This window comes from Streptomyces aureus (assembly GCF_000725495.1).
GTDB lineage: Bacteria > Actinomycetota > Actinomycetes > Streptomycetales > Streptomycetaceae > Streptomyces > Streptomyces aureus_B.
In genome coordinates this window covers 70836-88526 of sequence record NZ_JNZD01000024.1, presented here as the reverse complement: position 1 = coordinate 88526, position 17691 = coordinate 70836, and the positions used below count along the sequence as shown (strand labels likewise).

The 17691-nt window shown below is 70.0% G+C and carries 17 protein-coding genes; 8 read left to right on the top strand and 9 right to left on the bottom strand.

Annotated features, from left to right (window positions below; genetic code table 11):
* Positions 1 to 90: 90 nt before the first annotated feature.
* The 5 genes from IO36_RS26305 to IO36_RS26285 all read right to left on the bottom strand — a co-directional run bounded on the left by IO36_RS26305 (position 91) and on the right by IO36_RS26285 (position 3880).
* Positions 91 to 1239, bottom strand: coding sequence for a DUF475 domain-containing protein (locus tag IO36_RS26305; RefSeq protein ID WP_037623445.1), 1149 nt, complete (start codon positions 1237 to 1239; stop codon positions 91 to 93).
* 135 nt (positions 1240 to 1374) lie between these two features.
* Positions 1375 to 1950, bottom strand: a complete 576-nt coding sequence (locus IO36_RS26300) for a TerD family protein (RefSeq protein ID WP_037623444.1) — start codon at positions 1948 to 1950, stop codon at positions 1375 to 1377.
* A 101-nt stretch (positions 1951 to 2051) separates the two neighbouring features.
* The gene (locus IO36_RS26295) at positions 2052 to 2627 is read right to left on the bottom strand and encodes a TerD family protein (RefSeq protein WP_037623443.1); all 576 of its coding nucleotides are present in this window, start codon (positions 2625 to 2627) and stop codon (positions 2052 to 2054) included.
* A gap of 114 nt (positions 2628 to 2741) precedes the next feature.
* Positions 2742 to 3200 carry a peroxiredoxin gene (locus IO36_RS26290; protein WP_037623442.1) on the bottom strand — a complete coding sequence of 153 codons (459 nt, stop codon included), beginning with the start codon at positions 3198 to 3200 and terminating at the stop codon, positions 2742 to 2744.
* Between the two features lie 251 nt (positions 3201 to 3451).
* Complete coding sequence (locus IO36_RS26285; RefSeq protein WP_037623441.1) at positions 3452 to 3880, bottom strand: DUF3052 domain-containing protein; 429 nt, start codon at positions 3878 to 3880, stop codon at positions 3452 to 3454.
* A gap of 465 nt (positions 3881 to 4345) precedes the next feature.
* On the opposite strand from IO36_RS26285, the gene aceE reads away from it, so the two are divergent.
* Together aceE and IO36_RS26275 are read left to right on the top strand one after the other, a co-directional pair.
* The gene (gene aceE / locus IO36_RS26280) at positions 4346 to 7093 is read left to right on the top strand and encodes a pyruvate dehydrogenase (acetyl-transferring), homodimeric type (RefSeq protein ID WP_037623440.1); all 2748 of its coding nucleotides are present in this window, start codon (positions 4346 to 4348) and stop codon (positions 7091 to 7093) included.
* 75 nt (positions 7094 to 7168) lie between these two features.
* Positions 7169 to 7948: a potassium channel family protein gene (locus IO36_RS26275; RefSeq protein ID WP_037623439.1), complete on the top strand. Its 780-nt coding sequence runs from the start codon at positions 7169 to 7171 to the stop codon at positions 7946 to 7948.
* A gap of 200 nt (positions 7949 to 8148) precedes the next feature.
* On the opposite strand, the gene IO36_RS26270 is transcribed toward IO36_RS26275, so the two are convergent.
* Positions 8149 to 8451, bottom strand: a complete 303-nt coding sequence (locus tag IO36_RS26270) for a hypothetical protein (RefSeq protein WP_037623438.1) — start codon at positions 8449 to 8451, stop codon at positions 8149 to 8151.
* A gap of 218 nt (positions 8452 to 8669) precedes the next feature.
* On the bottom strand, positions 8670 to 10289 hold the full coding sequence (locus tag IO36_RS26265; RefSeq protein WP_037623437.1) for an MFS transporter: 1620 nt from the start codon (positions 10287 to 10289) through the stop codon (positions 8670 to 8672).
* Positions 10290 to 10410: 121 nt separating this feature from the next.
* Between IO36_RS26265 and IO36_RS26260 the strand changes: the two genes are divergently transcribed.
* The 3 genes from IO36_RS26260 to IO36_RS26250 all read left to right on the top strand — a co-directional run bounded on the left by IO36_RS26260 (position 10411) and on the right by IO36_RS26250 (position 13634).
* Positions 10411 to 11190 carry a TetR family transcriptional regulator gene (locus IO36_RS26260; RefSeq protein WP_078943448.1) on the top strand — a complete coding sequence of 260 codons (780 nt, stop codon included), beginning with the start codon at positions 10411 to 10413 and terminating at the stop codon, positions 11188 to 11190.
* Positions 11191 to 11501: 311 nt separating this feature from the next.
* Positions 11502 to 12710: an alpha/beta hydrolase gene (locus IO36_RS26255; RefSeq protein ID WP_037623436.1), complete on the top strand. Its 1209-nt coding sequence runs from the start codon at positions 11502 to 11504 to the stop codon at positions 12708 to 12710.
* A 66-nt stretch (positions 12711 to 12776) separates the two neighbouring features.
* Positions 12777 to 13634 carry a DUF4429 domain-containing protein gene (locus IO36_RS26250; RefSeq protein WP_037623435.1) on the top strand — a complete coding sequence of 286 codons (858 nt, stop codon included), beginning with the start codon at positions 12777 to 12779 and terminating at the stop codon, positions 13632 to 13634.
* A 94-nt stretch (positions 13635 to 13728) separates the two neighbouring features.
* Here IO36_RS26250 and IO36_RS26245 read toward each other — a convergent pair whose 3' ends face one another.
* Complete coding sequence (locus IO36_RS26245) at positions 13729 to 14205, bottom strand: MerR family transcriptional regulator (RefSeq protein WP_037623434.1); 477 nt, start codon at positions 14203 to 14205, stop codon at positions 13729 to 13731.
* Between the two features lie 95 nt (positions 14206 to 14300).
* Here IO36_RS26245 and IO36_RS26240 point away from each other — a divergent pair, with 95 nt between their 5' ends.
* Entirely contained in the window at positions 14301 to 14780 is a 480-nt protein-coding gene (locus tag IO36_RS26240) for a GNAT family N-acetyltransferase (RefSeq protein ID WP_037623433.1), read from the top strand.
* Positions 14781 to 14789: 9 nt separating this feature from the next.
* A complete protein-coding gene (locus IO36_RS26235) occupies positions 14790 to 15611 on the top strand; it encodes a serine hydrolase domain-containing protein (RefSeq protein WP_037623432.1) in 822 nt (273 codons plus the stop codon).
* Positions 15612 to 15668: 57 nt separating this feature from the next.
* On the opposite strand, the gene IO36_RS26230 is transcribed toward IO36_RS26235, so the two are convergent.
* Positions 15669 to 16325: a pirin family protein gene (locus IO36_RS26230; RefSeq protein WP_037623431.1), complete on the bottom strand. Its 657-nt coding sequence runs from the start codon at positions 16323 to 16325 to the stop codon at positions 15669 to 15671.
* 96 nt (positions 16326 to 16421) lie between these two features.
* On the opposite strand from IO36_RS26230, the gene IO36_RS26225 reads away from it, so the two are divergent.
* Positions 16422 to 17627, top strand: a complete 1206-nt coding sequence (locus IO36_RS26225) for a PucR family transcriptional regulator (RefSeq protein WP_037623430.1) — start codon at positions 16422 to 16424, stop codon at positions 17625 to 17627.
* Positions 17628 to 17691 lie beyond the last annotated feature (64 nt).

Below are 17691 nucleotides of genomic sequence, written 5' to 3'. Positions count from 1 at the left end.
CCCCACGTCGGTCGGTATGCGACGGGGCGGCCGCCGAGGACTCGTCCTCGACGGCCGCCCCGCTCAGAGCGTTCCTCAGCCAGGGGGGTGTCACACCCCGGACGAGACCTCAGCCTTCTCGTCCGAGGCCGGGGCTTTTCCCTCGGCGTCGGCGAGTGCCTTGTTGCGGCGTACGGAGGACCAGAACGACAGGGCGATCAGGACGACGCCGACGAGGCCGGTGATGACCTCGTTGATCTCGTACTGGATGGTGACCATGAGGATCACGGCCAGGGCGCCGATGGCGTAGTGGGCGCCGTGCTCCAGGTAGACGTAGTCGTCGAGGGTGCCCTGGCGGACCAGGTAGACGGTCAGGGACCGGACGTACATGGCGCCGATGCCGAGGCCGAGCGCCATCAGGACGATGTCGTTGGTGATGGCGAAGGCGCCGATGACGCCGTCGAAGGAGAAGGAGGCGTCCAGGACTTCCAGGTACAGGAACATGAAGAACGCGGCCTGGCCGGCGAGGACGATGGCCGGCTTCTGCTTGCCGCTGCGCTCGGCCTCCTCCTCGGCCTCGTGCTCGCGCTCCTCCTCATCCTCGAGCCTGTCCTCGAAGTAGCCGGAGAGTCCGCCGACGATCATGTACGTGATCAGACCGGCGATGCCGGAGACCAGCACCGTCTGCGCCTTGTCGACGTGGCCGCCGCCGTGCTGGTGGGCGTGGACCGCGAAGGTCATGGAGGTGATCAGCAGGACGATCAGGGCGATGCAGACCGACAGCATGTCGACCTTGCCGAGCTTGGCCAGCGGACGCTCGATCCAGCGCAGCCACTGGATGTCCCGGTCCTCGAAGATGAAGTCGAGGAAGATCATGAGCAGGAACATGCCACCGAACGCGGCGATCGACGGATGGGCGTCCGTGACCAGCTGCTGGTACTTGTCCTTGTCGTTCAGCGCGAGATCGACCGCGTCGATCGGGCCGATCTTGGCGCTGATGGCGACGATCACGACGGGGAAGACCAGGCGCATACCGAAGACGGCGATCAGCACACCGATCGTGAGGAAGATCTTCTGCCAGAAGGCATTCATCTTCTTCAGGATTCCGGCGTTGACGACCGCGTTGTCGAAGGACAGCGAGATCTCCAGGACGGCGAGGATCGCGACGATGCCGAACGCGGTCCAGCCGCCGTAGGCGGCCGCCGCCGCCAGGCCGAGCGCGGTGATCGCGAACGACCAGCCGAAGGTTTTCAGAAGCACTGGCTACCCAATCATCGTGAGGTGGGGGCACCCCCAAGCGGTGGCTCGGAGAGTGCGCAACCCCGTGCCGTACTCGGCTTTACCTACTGTTGACCACGAAGTCTAAGGGGCCGCCTTCAGCTGATACAGGTGGGTCTAGGAAACATTGACCCCGAAGTCCAGGGCGATACCCCTCAGTCCCGACGCGTACCCCTGGCCGACCGCGCGGAACTTCCACTCGGCGTTGTAGCGGTAGACCTCGCCGAAGATCATCGCCGTCTCGGTCGAGGCGTCCTCGGAGAGGTCGTAGCGGGCGAGTTCCTGGCCGTCGGCCTGGTTGACGACCCGGATGTAGGCGTTGCCGACCTGGCCGAACGTCTGGCCGCGGTTGTCCGCGTCATGGATCGAGACCGGGAAGACGATCTTGTCGACGACGGCGGGGACCTTGGACAGGTCGATCAGGATCGTCTCGTCGTCGCCGTCGCCCTCGCCGGTGAGGTTGTCGCCGGTGTGCTCGACGGAGCCGTCCGGGCTCTTCAGCTGGTTGTAGAAGATGAACCACTCGTCCCCGAGCACCCGGCCGCCGCTGCACAGCAGGGCGCTGGCGTCGAGGTCGAAGTCGGCTCCGGTGGTGGAGCGCGCGTCCCAGCCGAGCCCGATCATGACGTTTGTGAGGTTGGGTGCGGCCTTCGAGAGGGAGACATTGCCCCCCTTGGCGAGCGTGACGCCCATGATGCTGGTCCTCCCCGAGGTTCGATCTTCACTTGGTACGGCCGGTCCGGTGCCGCACCGAGGCGGTGCGGCACCGGACCGGGTTGCCCGAAGGCGGTGACTCAGACGTTGACGCCGAAGTCCTGCGCGATGCCGCGCAGGCCCGAGGCGTAACCCTGGCCGATGGCGCGGAACTTCCACTCGGCGCCGTTGCGGTACAGCTCGCCGAAGACCATGGCGGTCTCCGTCGAGGCGTCCTCGGAGAGGTCGTAACGCGCGATCTCCGCCTCGCCGGCCTGGTTCACCACGCGGATGTACGCGTTGCGGACCTGGCCGAACGACTGCTGGCGGTTCTCGGCGTCGTAGATCGAGACCGGGAACACGATCTTGGCGACGTCGGCGGGGACGGCGGCGAGGTTGACCTTGATCTGCTCGTCGTCGCCCTCGCCCTCACCGGTGATGTTGTCGCCGGTGTGCTCGACCGAGCCGTCCGGGCTCTTCAGGTTGTTGAAGAACACGAAGTTCTGGTCGGTGCTGACCTTGCCGTCCGCGTTCGTGAGGATGGCGCTGGCGTCGAGGTCGAAGTCCACGCCGGTGGTGGTCCTGGCGTCCCAGCCCAGACCGACGATGACCGCGGTCAGTCCCGGGGCCTCCTTCGACAGCGATACGTTGCCGCCCTTGCTGAGGCTGACTCCCACGAGTCCTCCCAATGGTGTTCAGGGGCGGGGAGCCCCGTAGGTGCGTTGGTATCGGATCAACGGTTCGATCCTAGTGACGGGTTCCCGTGCCTTGCAGGGCTTGGAACCGATGAATCACAGGGTGTCGAGCGCCTTCACGTACTCGTTCAGGTCACGCGCGTCCGGCAGCGCGTTGACGACGGTCCAGCGGACGACACCCTCCTTGTCGATGACGAACGTGCCGCGCACGGCGCAGCCCTTGTCCTCGTCGAAGACGCCGTAGGCGCGCGAAATGTTGCCGTGCGGCCAGAAGTCGGAGAGAAGCGGGTACTCCAGGCCCTCCTGCTCGGCGAAGACGCGCAGGGTGTGGATGGAGTCGTTGGACACGGCGAGGAGCTGCGTGTCGCGGTCCGTGAACTGCGGCAGGTTGTCGCGCAGGGAGCACAGCTCGCCGGTGCACACGCCGGTGAAAGCGAAGGGGTAGAAGAGCAGCACCACGTTCTTCTCACCACGGAAGTCGGACAGCCGCACGGTCGCGCCGTGGTTGTCCTTCAGCTCGAAGTCCGGTGCCTTGGTGCCGACCTCGATGGCCATAGTCACTCGCTTCCCTTCCACGGGTCTGTTCGGGTGACGACCAGCCTACGCAGTGATCGCCCCGGGGCGGCGGCGCGACCCCCGCGAGGTCCCCCGGCTGCGCGCGCCGGCCCCTCCCGCCGGGACGAACCGGACGTCGGACCGGGGCGGGCCGGGGCCGCTCCGGGGTGTTTCGGGGCATGCGTGAGGCCCCCGGCGAGGTGGCTCGGCGGGGGCCTCACACATGCTCTGCTGGCAGACGGGGCTGCAGCTCAGCGCTTCGACTTGGGGGTGGCCAGGCGGGTGCCCGACCATTCCTTGCCGACGGAGATGCTCTTCGTCTGGGAGAGGCCGGCTGTCTGTGCGGCATCGCTGATGTCGCTGGGCTCGACGTAACCGTCCCTGCCGGTCTTCGGGGTCAGCAGCCAGATGTTGCCGCCGTCCTCAAGGAAACCGATGACGTCCACCAGTGCGTCCGTGAGATCGCCGTCCTCGTCCCGGAACCACAACAGCACCACGTCTGCGACGTCGTCGTAGTCCTCGTCGACCAGATCCTGGCCGATCAGCGATTCGATGCCTTCACGGAGCTCGTGGTCAACGTCGTCGTCGAAGCCGATCTCCTGGACCACCTGTCCGGGCTCGAACCCCAGCCTGGCGGCCGGGTTGGTCCGCTCCTCCGCGTGGTCCGCGGTCGCGCTCACGGCTTGCCTCCTGATCATGTTTCGGAATGGGGGTGTCCCCCTGGCTCGTCCGGAGCCGGGGGATCTCAGCCACGCGCGTACGCGAAGCGTTGGCCGTAGTCCACACGGGCGGAGCGGATCGCGCAAGTACCCGGCCGTCGAGACCGCCGAAACGGTGACGATCCTGGCAGTGCCGACGCAACTCCCTGCGGGCCATCATGACGCCACGTGACGGGCACCACACACTTCTGCCCCATTTGTTCCCTTCGGAACCCTCGGGGCGTGCGAAAGCCGAACGACTTTGCGGAACGCGTCACGCCCTGAGCGTATCGTTACGTTTTGGTCGGGACCGTCCCAACGGTCCGCACGAGGGACCCGGTTACCCCCTGGTAGAGATGACGTACGCGTTCTCGGGGTACACGATGGGGATCGGTGCAGACGCAGGGAAACCCACCGAAGACAGCCCTCTGACAGCGAAGGAACAGCGTGGCTTCCGGATCCGATCGCAACCCGATCATCATTGGCGGCCTTCCCAGCCAGGTCCCGGACTTCGACCCTGAGGAGACTCAGGAGTGGCTCGACTCCCTCGACGCGGCCGTCGACGAGCGCGGCCGCGAGCGGGCCCGCTATCTGATGCTGCGGCTGATCGAGCGAGCCCGTGAGAAGCGCGTGGCCGTGCCCGAGATGCGCAGCACGGACTACGTCAACACGATCGCCACCAAGGACGAGCCGTTCTTCCCCGGCAACGAGGACATCGAGCGCAGGGTCCTCAACGCCACCCGCTGGAACGCCGCCGTGATGGTCTCCCGGGCGCAGCGCCCGGGTATCGGCGTGGGCGGCCACATCGCGACCTTCGCCTCCTCGGCCTCCCTCTACGACGTCGGCTTCAACCACTTCTTCCGGGGCAAGGACGAGGGCGACGGCGGCGACCAGATCTTCTTCCAGGGGCACGCCTCGCCGGGCATCTACGCCCGCGCGTTCCTCCTGGACCGGCTCTCCGAGCAGCAGCTCGACGCGTTCCGCCAGGAGAAGTCGAAGGCGCCCCACGGACTGTCCTCGTACCCGCACCCGCGGCTGATGCCGGACTTCTGGGAGTTCCCGACGGTGTCGATGGGCCTCGGCCCGCTCGGCGCGATCTTCCAGGCGCGGATGAACCGCTACATGGAGGCGCGCGGCATCGCGGACACCTCCAAGTCGCACGTCTGGGCGTTCCTCGGCGACGGCGAGATGGACGAGCCGGAGTCGCTCGGCCAGCTGTCGATCGCCGCGCGCGAGGGCCTGGACAACCTGACCTTCGTGGTGAACTGCAACCTCCAGCGCCTCGACGGCCCGGTCCGCGGCAACGGCAAGATCATCCAGGAGCTGGAGTCACAGTTCCGGGGCGCCGGCTGGAACGTGATCAAGCTGGTCTGGGACCGCACCTGGGACCCGCTGCTCGCGCAGGACCGCGACGGGGTGCTCGTCAACCGGCTGAACACCACGCCGGACGGCCAGTTCCAGACGTACGCCACGGAGACGGGCGCGTACATCCGCGAGCACTTCTTCGGGGACGACCACCGGCTGCGCGCGATGGTCGAGAACATGACCGACGACCAGATCCTGCACCTGGGGCGCGGCGGTCACGACCACAAGAAGATCTTCGCGGCGTTCTCGGCGGCCAAGGCCCACGCGGGCCAGCCGACGGTGATCCTGGCGCAGACGGTCAAGGGCTGGACGCTCGGCCCGAACTTCGAGGGCCGCAACGCCACGCACCAGATGAAGAAGCTGACGGTCGCCGACCTCAAGGGCTTCCGCGACCGGCTGCACCTGCCGATCTCCGACAAGGAGCTGGAGGACGGCGCGCCGCCGTACTACCACCCGGGCCGGGACTCGGAGGAGATCCAGTACATGCACGACCGCCGCAAGGGCCTCGGCGGGTACGTGCCGACGCGTCTCGTGCGGTCGAAGCCGCTGGCTCTGCCCGACGACAAGACGTACGCGACCGTGAAGAAGGGTTCGGGCCAGCAGTCGATCGCCACGACCATGGCGTTCGTCCGGCTGCTCAAGGACCTCATGCGGGACAAGGAGATCGGCAAGCGGTTCGTGCTGATCGCGCCCGACGAGTACCGCACGTTCGGAATGGACTCGTTCTTCCCGAGCGCGAAGATCTACAACCCGCTTGGCCAGCAGTACGAGTCGGTGGACCGTGAACTGCTGCTCGCGTACAAGGAGTCGCCGACCGGCCAGATGCTGCACGACGGCATCTCCGAGGCGGGCTGCACGGCCTCGCTGATCGCCGCGGGCTCGGCGTACGCCACCCATGGCGAGCCGCTGATCCCGGTGTACGTCTTCTACTCCATGTTCGGTTTCCAGCGTACGGGTGACCAGTTCTGGCAGATGGCCGACCAGCTGGCGCGCGGTTTCGTCCTGGGCGCGACCGCCGGCCGGACGACGCTGACCGGTGAGGGTCTCCAGCACGCTGACGGCCACTCCCAGCTGCTGGCCTCCACGAACCCGGGCTGCGTCGCCTACGACCCGGCGTTCGGCTTCGAGATCGCGCACATCGTCCAGGACGGTCTGCGCCGGATGTACGGCTCGTCCGAGGAGCACCCGCACGGCGAGGACGTCTTCTACTACCTCACCGTCTACAACGAGCCGCTCCAGCACCCGGCCGAGCCGGAGAACGTGGACGCCGAGGGCATCCTGAAGGGCCTCTACCGCTTCAGCGAGGGCAGCGCGGGCACGATCCCCGCGCAGATCATGGCGTCCGGCATCGGGGTCACCTGGGCCCTGGAGGCGCAGAAGATCCTCGCCGAGGAGTGGAACGTCCGGGCCGACGTCTGGTCCGCGACCTCCTGGAACGAACTGCGGCGCGAGGCCGTCGAGGTGGAGCGGCACAACCTGCTGCACCCCGAGGAGGAGCAGCGCGTCCCGTACGTGACGCAGAAGCTGTCCTCGGCGCAGGGGCCGTTCGTGGCCGTCTCGGACTGGATGCGCTCGGTCCCCGACCAGATCAGCCGGTGGGTGCCGGGCACGTACCAGTCCCTCGGGGCGGACGGCTTCGGCTTCGCGGACACGCGCGGCGCGGCCCGGCGTTTCTTCCACATCGACGCGCAGTCGATCGTGGTGGCCGTGCTGACCGAACTGGCCCGTGAGGGCAAGGTGGACCGCTCGGTGCTCAAGCAGGCGGTCGACCGGTATCAGCTGCTCGACGTACGGGCGGCCGACCCGGGCCCGGCCGGCGGCGACGCGTAGCGAGGGGCAGGAGGGTGGGGGGCGGCGGGCCGTGGGCCCGCCGCCCCCCACCCGTTTTCTTTCTACGATGCGGGCATGAGCGAAGAATCCGCGCAGGCCCGTTGGGAGCGGCGCACCCAGCGGCCCCTGCTCGTCCTCGCGGTGGCGTTCGCCCTCGGGTACGCCGTCCCGATCGTGGACAGCGACGCCGGCCGTCCGGTGACGCTGACCTGCACGCTGGTGGAGTGGGTCGTGTGGGGCTCGTTCGCGACGGACTATCTCGTGCGGCTCGCCCTGGCCCCGGAGCGGCGGTCCTTCGTCCGCGGTCACTGGCTCGACCTGTGCGCCGTGATCCTGCCGATCCTCCAGCCGCTGCGGCTGCTGCGGCTCGTCTCCACGCTGATGCTGGTGGGGCGGCGCGCCCGGATGGCCTCGCAGATCCGGCTGACGACCTACGTCGGCGGGGCGGTCGTCGGTCTGCTGATGTTCGGCTCGCTGGCCGTGCTGTCGGTGGAACGGGACTCGCCGAACGGGAACATCAAGACGCTGGGTGACGCGGTGTGGTGGTCGTTCACGACGATGACGACCGTGGGGTACGGGGATCACGCCCCGACGACGGGGATGGGCCGGGTGCTGGCGGTCGGCCTGATGCTGTCCGGGATCGCGCTCCTCGGTGTGGTCACCGCGAACATCGCCGCCTGGTTCATCTCCCGGTTCGAGAAGGACGACGTGGAGGAACGGCGGCAGACCGCGGCGATCGAGGCGCTCACGGCGGAGGTGCGGGCGCTGCGCGCGGAGGTGGCCGCCATGAAGGGCACCCAGGGGATCCTGCCGCACCCGCTGTCACCGGGGGCGGAGGAGCACTTCCCGACGTAGCCCGGGGGCGGCGACGAAGGCTGCGTGGGCCGGGGCGCGGCGGCGAGGGCTCCGTGGGCCGGGGACGTGATCCGTCGGCCGGGAGGCGGTCGGGCCGAACACCGGTGAGCCGAGGAACGGGGGAACGGCCCCGCGCACCGGTGGGCCCGCGCGCCGCGGGACGGCGTGCGGGCCCTCATCCGGTGTCGGCCGCGCCGGTGTCAGAGCGGGCCGCCGCCCGCTCCCCCGGCCAGCCAGATGACCGCCAGGAGCGTGTCGATCGCTCCCAGAACGAGGGCGATCAGCGCCGGCACCGGCCCCGAGCCGGTCCAGCGGCGGCCCATCGCGAGCCAGCCGCAGACCATCGCGGCCGGCCCGAGGAGGATCCCCAGGGTGAAGAATCCGGCCACCGCGCACACGGTGCCGATGATCCCCAGGGTCGCGCTGTCCGGCCCGGTCCGTGATCCCGTACGGCCACGTGACCGGGGGTATCCGCGCGATCCGTTTCCGAAGCCCGCCATCATCAACTCCTGAACTCCCGTGACCTGTCGGTCGGTTCGGGTCGAAGACCGGGTACCCCCGTTCCACGCCGACAGGCCTGCCCGTCCCACGGCCGGGGCCGGGCGGGGGCCGAGTCGGGGGGCCGGTGGCACGGAAAAGCCCGCCGGAGGGCCCCTGAGAGGGATCTTCCGGCGGGCTCGTCCGCAGGCAGGACGGGTCGGCGTCCGGCGTACGGGGTCCGTCAGATGTGGCCGACGCCCGCGCCCGCCTCGGCGTTCTCGCCGCGCTTGGTCAGCAGTGCGACGAAGACGGCCACGACGGCCACGCCCGCCGCGACGAGACAGGCGAGGCTCATGCCGGAGATGAAGGTCTCGTGGGCGACGTCGGTGATCTGCGCGGCGATCGCGGCCGGGGTGTCCTTGGTGACCGGTGCGACGCCGCCCCGGACCGCCTCGGAGGCCTGGTCGAGCTGGGCCGGGGTGAGCGGCGGCAGCTTGGCCGCGGTCCAGTTGCCCGGGAGGTCGCTGTCGACCTTGGAGGCCATCACGGCACCGAGGACGGCGGTGCCGAGGCTGCCGCCGATCTGCATGGCGGCCTGCTGGAGACCGCCCGCGACACCGGAGAGCTCCATCGGGGCGTTGCCGACGATGACCTCGGTGGCGCCGACCATGACCGGCGCGAGGCCGAGGCCGAGCAGGGCGAACCAGATGGACATCAGACCGCTGGAGGTGTCGGCCTCCAGCGTCGACATGCCGTACATGGCGATCGCGGTGGCCGCCATGCCGCCGGCGAGCGGGATGCGCGGGCCGAGCTTGGTGATGGCCAGGCCCGCGAGCGGGGAGCCGACGATCATCATGCCGGTGAGCGGGAGCAGGTGCAGACCCGCGTCGACCGGGCTCATGCCGTGCACGTTCTGGAGGTAGAACGTCACGAAGAACAGGCCGCCCATGAAGGCGATGGCCATGAGCACCATCAGCACCACACCGGCCGACAGCGGGACGGAGCGGAAGAGGCCGAGCGGGATCAGCGGTTCCTTCACGCGCGTCTCCCAGAAGGAGAACGCGACGAAGCCCACGACCGAGACACCGATGAAGAGCCAGGTCTTGGTGTCGCCCCAGCCCCAGGTCGGGGCCTTGATGAGGGCCCACACCAGACAGAACATCGCCCCGGACAGCAGGACGATGCCGACGAGGTCGAAGGAGCGCGGGGCGTTCTCGGCGCGGTGGTCCAGCAGGATCAGCACGCCGAGCGCGAGGGCGATCAGGCCGACGGGCACGTTGATGAAGAACACCGACTGCCAGCTGACGTGCTGGACGAGCAGACCGCCGAGGATCGGGCCGCCCGCGGTGGAGGCGCCGATGACCATGCCCCAGATGCCGATCGCCATGTTCAGCTTCTCGGCCGGGAAGGTCGCCCGCAGCAGGCCGAGCGCGGCGGGCATGAGCAGCGCGCCGAAGAGGCCCTGGAAGACGCGGAAGGTGACCACGAAGGCGATGCTGTGCGACAGGCCGATCGCGCCGGAGGCGGCGGCGAAACCGGTCACGCCGATCAGGAAGGTCTGGCGGTGGCCGAAGCGGTCGCCGAGCTTGCCCGCGGTGATGAGGGAGACCGCGAGGGCGAGGAAGTAGGCGTTGGTGATCCACTGGACGTCGGCGAAGGTCGCGCCGAGGTCGTCCTTGATGGCCGGGTTCGCGATGGCCACGATGGTGCCGTCGAGGGCCACCATCATGACCCCGACGGCCACGGTGATGAGGGTGAACCACGGATGGCCGCGCAGGCCCGTGGACGGAGCCCCGTCCGACGGGGAGACCGGAGTCTTGTCCTCCGGGCCCGTCTTGTCGATGGTGGTCTGACTAGTCATTTTTCGAGGCTAGTGACAGCCACTGACAAATGACAAACCGATTCACAAGTCGGTAACTGTCACGTCACTCACAGATAGTCTGAACTGGGAGAACAGTTCGGTTGGGAGAGATCACGACACCATGACGGAGACGGTGGACACGGCCGGGACGGCCGCAGCGGCCTCGGCGGGCGAGCCGGCCCGAGCGCCGGGGACGACGGAGCCGGCCGGTACTGCGGCCCCCGGGACGGCCGGTACTGCGGCCCCCGGGGAGCCGAAGGCGGCCCCGCGCCCGGGACTGCGCGAGCGCAAGAAGCAGCGCACCCGGGACGCGCTGCTGCGGGCCGCCCTCGAACTCTTCCTGTCGCAGGGGTACGAGCGGACCACCGTCGACGAGATCGCCGAGGCGGTCGACGTCTCCCAGCGCACCTTCTTCCGCTACTTCGCCGGCAAGGAGGACGCCGCCCTGTTCCTGCAGCGTCTCGCCGAGTCGCACTTCATCGCCGCCGTACGCGAACGACCGGCCCACGAGGCCCCGTTGGAGGCGCTGCGACGCGCGGTCCTGGAGAGCTGGGACACCATCGGCGAGGCGATCGAGGAGGTGGTGCCGATCGAACTGCACATGCGCACGTACCGGTTGATCGAATCGACCCCGGCCCTGCTCGCCGCGCATCTGCGCCGCTCGGAGGAGATCGAGGAGGAGATCGCGCACCTGATCGCCGAGCGCGAGGGACTCGACGTGGACAGGGACCCGCGCCCGCGCATCGCGGTCGCGGTGTTCGGCGGGGTCATGCGGGTCACGGGCCGGCAGTGGGGGGCCGGCGAGGACACGGGCGTCGAGGCGATCCGCGAGCTGACCGCGGCCTATCTCGACCAGGTGGGGCCCGCGTTGGCGGAGAAGTGGGGCCCCGCGCCGCGGTGACGGCGGGCTGCCCTCCGGTGACCCGGCGTCACCCACGGAAACCGGACACACGTCCGTCACGGAACCCCGGGCACACCCGCGCTCGTTGTACGGAGGACGCCGACGCGCGCCGCTCCGTGAAAGCCGCCCGGGGAATCACAACACCCTTGCACGGAGCGTCACATATCGCACACGCGTCGCAGAAATGCACGTACAGAGTGTCACCATTTAACTCAAACTGAACCCGGTTTGCCCCAATCGCCCCACGAGAAACGTGATCCCGGTCACTCGTTTAACGGGAGGCTCCTCACTTCTCCTAGGGTGTCCTCTCAGTGACTTCCTTCGACACCACCCCCCAACTCAACGTCTGGCGCGCACTGCTCGCGCTGGCCGTGGTGTTCGTGATGCTGGCCACCAGTGGCTGGACCGCGCTCCACAGCCACCGGGCACCGTCCCCGCTCCAGGCGTCCCGCTCCGCGTGGGAGCACGGCAGCCTCGCCGGACGCAAGCTGCCGGACCCGGACTCCGCTCCGGGTCTGCTGACGCATTTCTTCGGCTCGCTCGACGCGCAGCAGCGTTCGGAGCTCGCGCACCGCTATCCGCTCGCGGTCGGCAACATGAACGGCGCGCCGGTGACCCTGCGTTACTCGGCGAACCGTCTCGCGCTGAAGCACGAGCGCTCCGTGGAGCGCAAGCGCATGCACGACAACCGGCTGTCCTCGCTCGGCCAGTACGACGCGGGCCGCCGGATGCACCGCTACGACGCGCTGATGGACAAGGGCCGCAAGATCCTCGCCTTCGACCCCAACGGTTCGGGGCGGGTCGCCGAGGTGTTCGGCGACCTCGACACGGCCCGCCGCGTCTCGGTCGTGGTCCCCGGCGTCGACACCGACCTGCTCACCTTCCAGCGCACGTACAAGCAGTACTCGGCGCCGGTCGGCATGGCGGGTTCGCTGTACCGGGCGGAACGCGACGCGGACCCGGCCGCGCGGACGGCCGTGATCGCGTGGGCCGACTACACGGCACCCAGCGGGCTCGGCATCGACTCGGCCACCGCCATGCGGGCCGAGGAGGGCGCGGTCCGGCTGAACGCCCTGGTGCGGGCGCTTCCCGGCAGCTCCGAGGTGGCGCTGTACTGCCACAGCTACGGCTCGGTCCTGTGCGGGGTCGCGGCCTCCTCGCTGCCCTCCCGGGTCTCCGACATAGCGGTGGCGGGCAGCCCCGGGATGCGGACGGCGAAGGCGGCGAACCTGCACACCGGCGCCCGCGTCTGGGCGATGCGCGACGCGGACGACTGGATCCAGGACGTGCCGCACATGGAGCTCGGCGGCCTCGGGCACGGCGCGGACCCGGTGTCCAAGGGGTTCGGGGCGCGGGTCCTGTCCGCCGAGGGGGCGAAGGGTCACGCCGGCTACTTCGAGCCGGGCACGGAGAGTCTTCGCAACTTCGCGGAGATCGGGATCGGCGCGTACCGCGCTGTCAGCTGCGCGCGCGATGATGACGCCTGCCGGACGGGTTTGTCCGCCGGCGCGTCGGTCTGACGCGCGTAGAGGACGAAAAACTGCGGTACGTCCAGAGAGGCGACGGAGGCTTGCGTGCCGCATACGATGGCCCGCATGGGTGACGTACTGGCCGGTTTTCATGCCGCCTGGGAGTTCGAGTCCGACTCCGTGCTCATCCGCTTCGAACGGGGGATCCGCACACCGAAGCTGTTCCAGGCGCTCGGTGAACGCCGTATCCCCCTGGAGGCGATCGCGGCGGTGACGCTGACGCCCGGGAAGCGAGGCACGGTCGTTCTGCGTGCGGTGCCGAGACCCGGCGCCGATCCGCTGATGGAGGCGGCCGCGGGACAGCTCAAGGAGGGGTGCGATCCCTACCGGCTGGTACTGCCGGCCGACCGCGAGACGCTCGCCGAGTACTACGCGGACGAGCTGCGCGGAGCGCTGACCGCCGACGAGGAGCCCGCCGAGCGCTTCCTGGTGAAGCCGCCCGAGGGGCCGCTGACCTTCAAGGCCTACGACGGGAAGGCGTCCTTCGACGGCAAGACGGTGTCCTTCCGCTGGTTCTGGACGGGCGCGTCCTCGGCGAAGTGGAAGGCCGGCGACCAGAGCTTCCCCGTCTCCGAGCTGTGCGGGGTGGAGTGGCGCTCCCCCGAGGTGTTCGAGGGGCATCTGCGGCTGCTGCGGCGCGAGCCCGCTCCGGCGCATCCCGCGCAGGCGGACCAGGATCCGGCGGCGGTCGTCTTCGGGCTCGGGTACGGGCCCGTCCACGAGTCGCTGCCGTTCGCGGCGGCCGTGCTCGCCGCCAGCCGCACCTCGAGTCCCGCGCCGGTGGTCGCGGCGCCGCACCGCGACCCGGCGGACATCGCCGACCGGATCCGGCATCTCGGGGAACTGCACGAGGCCGGGCTCGTCACGGACGAGGAGTTCTCCGTCAAGAAGGCGGAGCTGCTCGCCCAGCTGTAGCGGCCCGCGCTCCCGGGGTGCGGGCCGAGCCCGGCCGCAGGCCGGGCCGGCGTCAGGCGTTCGGTGTCCGGCGTCAGGTGTCCGGCGTCAGGCGTCAGGCGCGCTCCGAGGCGAGCGCGCGGCCCGCGTCGCCGTAGAAGGCGATCTTCCGGTCGAGCACGGCCAGGGTGTCCTGGAGCTCCGCGATCCGCTCGCGGACGTCCCGCCGGGTCGCCTCCAGGAGTTCGAAGCGCTCCCGGTAGGTGTGGTCGCCGGCGCGCACCATCTCCGCGTAGCGGACCATGTCGGCGACCGGCATCCCGGTGAGCCGGAGTTTGCCGACGAGGCCGAGCCAGTCCAGGTCGCCGTTGTTGTAGCGCCGCTGGCCGGTGTGCGAGCGGTCGATGTGCGGCATCAGCCCGATGCGCTCGTACCAGCGCAGGGTGTGCGCGCTGAGGCCGGTGAAGGCCACGACCTCGCTGATCGTGTAGTTGTCCCGTCCGTCCGGGCGCCGGAGCTCCCCCTCGGGTGGAGCGACGCAGACGTCCGTGTCGGTCCCGGTGGCCTCGGCTGTCGTCTCCATCACGGTCATGCCCCCACGCTAAAACCTTGGAGTGCGCTCCAGGCAAGCCGAACCGGCTGAAAATGCCAGGACATGGCCGAGGGACGCCGGTTACTTTGCGGAACATGAGTCTCGTACGCCGTGCCACGCCCGAGGACGCTCCCGAACTGCTGCGCCTGCGCCAGGTGATGATCGACTCGGTGTTCGCGGCGGACTCCTCCAGCGAGTGGCACGCCGAGTCGCTGCCCACCGTACGCGCGAAGCTCTCCGATGCCGGGGGTTCGTTCGCCGCCTTCGTGATCGACCACCCGGACCGCCCGGGCGCCCTCGCGGCGCTCGTCGCGGGCACGGTCGAGTACCGGATCGGGCGGGCGGACAATCCGCACGGCACGGTCGGCCACGTCTTCAGCGTGGCCACCGATCCGGACGCCCGGCGCCGCGGTTACGCCCGCGCCTGCATGGAGGCGCTCCTCGGCTGGTTCCGGGAACGCGGCGCCGCCCAGGTCGACCTGAACGCGTCCGCCGAGGCGGAGCCGCTGTACGCCGCTCTCGGCTTCGTCCGCAAGCGCGACCCCTCGATGCGGCTGACCCTGCCGTCCGCTTAGGCTCGGGGCATGTCCTTGCAGAGCCTGGCGCTGATCTCGAACTGGCCCGTTCCCACCGCCGCCGCGGCGGTCGTCCGCGCGGACGGCACGGTGGCCGGATCGCTCGGCCCCGGCGGGCACCGTTTCGCGCTGGCCTCCGTCACCAAGCCGCTGGCCGCGTACGCCGCGCTCGTCGCGTACGAGGAGGGGGCGATCGAACTCGACGAGCCCGCCGGGCCCGCGGGTTCGACGGTCCGCCATCTGCTCGCGCACACCTCGGGCCTGGCCTTCGACGAGCACCGGGTGTCCTTCACCCCCGGTGAGCGGCGGCTGTACTCCAACGCCGGCTTCGAGGTGCTCGGGGACCACATCGCCAAGGCGGCGGACATGCCCTTCGCCGAATATCTGCGCCAGGCGGTCCTCGAACCGCTCGGCATGACCGCGACGACGCTCGACGGTTCGCCCGCGAAGGACGGCGTCTCGACGGTGGACGACCTCGTCCGTTTCGCCGCCGAGCTCCAGGCGCCGCGGCTGCTCGACCCGCGCACGGTCGCGGAGGCGATGACCGTGCAGTACCCCGGTACCAAGGGCGTCCTGCCGGGCTACGGCCACCAGAACCCCAACGACTGGGGGCTCGGCTTCGAGATCCGCGACTCCAAGGCGCCGCACTGGACGGGCACCTCGTCCTCGCCGCGCACCTTCGGCCACTTCGGGCAGGCCGGTACGTTCCTGTGGGTGGACCCGGTCGCCGGCGCGGCCTGTGTCGCGCTGACCGACCGTGCCTTCGGCCCCTGGGCGGTCGAGGCGTGGACCCCGTTCACGGACGCGGTGCTGGCCGACCTCGCCTCCTGACCCGGGAGGCCGGGGAGGCCCGGGACCGCCGGTGCGCCCCGGGGCCGCGGTCCGGGTTCAGACGACCGACATCTCCCACACCAGCAGCTCCGCCGGGGCGCCCGCGACCAGTTCCAGGTCCTTGGCGTCCGTGACCCGGGCCGCGTCCCCCTCCCCCAGTTCCACTCCGTCCAGCCGGACCTCACCCCGCACGACGTGGACGTAGACGTGGGGCGCGTCGGGTATGGCCGTGCGCTCGCCCGCGGTCAGCCGGCGCACATGGAGCATCGCGCCCGCCTCGGGCACCGCGTACGGGGTGGAGTCGGCGATGCCGCGGACCGTCTCGTAGGCGGGGTCTCCGCCCGGCTCGACCGGCGCCAGCCACATCTGGACGAAGACCAGCGGCACCTCGCCGTCGTTGCGCTCGACGTGGCGGACACCGCCCGCCGAGCTCAGCCGCTGGACGTCCCCGTGGCGCAGCACCGACTCGTTCCCCGCCGAGTCGCGGTGGGTCAGCTCGCCCTCCACCACCCAGGTGACGATCTCGGTGTGGCTGTGCGGGTGCTCGTCGAAACCCGCGCCGGGCTCCAGGCGCTCCTCGTTGCAGGCGATCACCGCGCCGAAGCGGAGGTTGTCGGGGTCGTAGTGCGGGCCGAAGGAAAAGGCGTGGAGCGAGGAGATCCCGGCCGCCGGGTCCCCTCCGCGGTAGCGCTCGTCGGCGCGGCGGACGTCCATCACCCCACCACGGTAGCTCCGGGCCCGGCTGCCGCTCCTCCCGATACTTGCGACCCGCCGCCGCACGGCCGCGTCCGGATAAGGCAGTCTTGTCCCGTGCCCGAACCCGAAGCCAGCAACACCGAGCGCCCCGCGCACGACGTCGACTCGCACACCGCGACCCTCAAGCGGCTGGAGAAGTCGGCCGGCAGTCTCGCCGCCCAGGCCATCACGCGGATGGACGAGACTCTGCCCTGGTACCGGGCCATGCCACCGGAGAACCGGTCGTGGATCGGGCTGGTCGCCCAGGCCGGTATCGCGGCCTTCACGGAGTGGTTCCGGCACCCGGACGCGCCGCAGGCCATCTCCACGGATGTCTTCGGCACCGCGCCACGCGAGCTGACCAGGGCCATCACGCTGCGCCAGACGGTGGAGATGGTGCGGACGACAATCGAGGTCATGGAATCGGCCATCGACGAGGTGGCGGCACCCGGCGACGAGTCGGTGCTGCGCGAGGCGCTCCTGGTCTACGCGCGCGAGATCGCCTTCGCCACCGCCCAGGTGTACGCGCAGGCGGCCGAGGCACGCGGTGCCTGGGACGCCCGGCTGGAGTCGCTCGTCGTGAACGCGGTGCTCTCCGGCGAGGCCGACGAGGGCGCCGTCTCCCGGGCCGCCGCGCTCGGGTGGAACTCCCCCGAACACGTCTGCGTGGTGCTGGGCACGGCGCCCGACGGTGACAGCGAGCTGACGGTCGAGGCGATCCGGCGGGCCGCCCGGCACGCCAAGCTCCAGGTGCTGACGGGGGTGCTCGGGGACCGGCTGGTCGTCATCGCGGGCGGCAGCGACAACCCGCTCGCCGTCGCCAAGTCGCTGATCGGCCCGTTCGCCGCCGGGTCGGTCGTCGCCGGGCCGATCGTGCCCGACCTGCTGGCCGCGACCCGGTCCGCGCAGGCCGCGGCGGCCGGGCTGAAGGCGTGTTTCGCCTGGCAGGACGCCCCGCGCCCGGTTCTGGCGGACGATCTGCTGCCGGAGCGCGCGATCGCCGGAGACCCGGCCGCCCGTGAGCAGTTGGTGGAGGAGATCTACAGACCGTTGGAGGAGGCGGGCTCGGCGCTCCTGGAGACGCTCAGCGTCTATCTGGAACAGGCGAGCAGCCTCGAAGGGGCGGCCCGGATGCTGTTCGTCCACCCCAACACCGTGCGCTACCGGCTCCGACGTGTGACTGACGTCACCGGTTGGTCGCCCTCGGATGTCCGGTCGGCGTTCACGCTGCGGATCGCGCTGATCCTGGGGCGTCTGGCCGATGGAGATCCACAAACATAGGCTTTTGTCGGGGCCCTACAATTCCCCCTCGTGTTCTTCGTCCCTGTCCCCACGGGCGGCCGTG